The following is a 1,641-nucleotide window of genomic DNA, read 5'->3' as shown; positions in this document are numbered from 1 at the left end:
TCCTAAAATCCGCATGTCTATTTTAAAGGGTATCCTTTTTTAAGGATTTGAGAGTGGAAATGTTCCTGTTCCTTGTTTTCGAGATATTGTTGAACTGCTTTTTATTTTTGATATAGAACTATTCTCTTGTTCGAGTTTGAAAACGCCCATTTTCTTCAATTGGATCAATAGTGCCCATGTCCGAGTTTTTTCAGACTTTCAAAATTCTCCGTTATTGCATTTTTCTTACTATCGCTAAGTTTGGTAATCTTTAGATGTGTAAATCCTTAGCTTGAGCTGCCTGCTCTGTCTGACCCATTTGGCGGGCAGGGTGATGAACCTGAAAATAAACTTTTTTATCCTGAAATTTGGTTTCAAGAACTCGTTCCTTTCAGAGAAATATCGAATAATCCTGTTGTAAAGATTCCTGAATATTGCCGTAAAATACAGGAACACAAGATTTTTGTCCAATGACGAAAATGGCATGTTGTTCCAGCCAAAATCATTTTTAAGAATATCAAACTGGCGTTCCATATTCCCCCGTTGATTATAGAAAGCTGCAACGCTCTTGGTCTCTTGGTCAAAATCGTTTGTCAGTATAGCCCTGTACTCATAGGCGTCTTGAGTGAACAGGTCTATCTGCCCGCCCTTTTTTGGTTTCCTTTTTACGACCAGCCTGTATTTTTGGGCCACTTCCTTTGTTCCCACATATTTTTTAAAGGGGACTATATAAATTGACCCTACTTCAAGAGGGCCGTCCTTATCTTCCATTTTTTCCCACTTGCCAACTTGGGGAAAATGTTTTTCGACATAACTGTTCCGACATCCTATATAAAAGCAGCCCACCTTGTTTTGCAATAAAGAAATGACATCGAATTGGTACGATGCCGCGTCAGCTCTGAAATAATCTATTTTATTGATCTTTTTGGACTCCAATAGATCAAATACTCTTTCAAGGGTATCTGCCTGAAAAGACTTTGCATCGGAGTTCCCGTTTCTGTTCTCAATATAAAGGATATGCTCTTCGTTTATCGTACATACGCCCGGCTGATACCCATACCCTTTTTTGTAGGTCATCTTGCTGTCCTGTTTTTCATTGAAAACGATTGTGTTGTCGTAATCCACAGTAAGCTTGTCGGATTTAAAAACCCCCAGTTTTTTAAGGATATCTATATTGAGACCCTCCAGTTTTGTGTTTGTGCAGTATTGATGTGTCACAACGCCTCTCTTGGTCTGACAGGTCTGGGTCCGTTCGGCAAGCTGGGACAGCCTTCTCAGAACAGTGTCGGGACTTGCCAGTTTTACAAAGGGATTGTTAGCGAAATGCGTTTTCAAATGGCTCTGTAGGTCTTCAATACAATCTCCTCCACAGAGATAGACCGATTTGAGGGAATAGAAAATGTCCTTCCATGAATACTTGCTCTGACTGGGCATTGGAGGCAGGACATCATTGTAAATTTGGTCGACATTCATCTTGTTCAGGTAGTCAAAAACAAAATTTGCTCCACCGAAAGCGGATATCGGATCTGATTTTATTATCTTCACATCTGTAGTATTGGTCAACACTAATTTAAGTGAATATTACACAGCTGCAAAGCTTTATCCAATAAGGTTTTGCGGCATTTTTTTTGGAAGACTTGCGGATTCAAGGAGCTATCGGGA

General features: G+C 39.7%; 1 protein-coding gene. It reads right to left on the bottom strand.

From position 1 onward, the window contains the following. Positions 1–234 precede the first annotated feature (234 nt). Complete coding sequence (locus J4051_RS18775; protein ID WP_208235423.1) at positions 235–1,524, bottom strand: IS1380 family transposase; 1,290 nt, start codon at positions 1,522–1,524, stop codon at positions 235–237. Positions 1,525–1,641: the final 117 nt, after the last annotated feature.

It is taken from the genome of Gelidibacter pelagius, assembly GCF_017581925.1.
GTDB lineage: Bacteria > Bacteroidota > Bacteroidia > Flavobacteriales > Flavobacteriaceae > Gelidibacter > Gelidibacter pelagius.
This window is presented reverse-complemented; position numbering and strand designations above follow the sequence as displayed.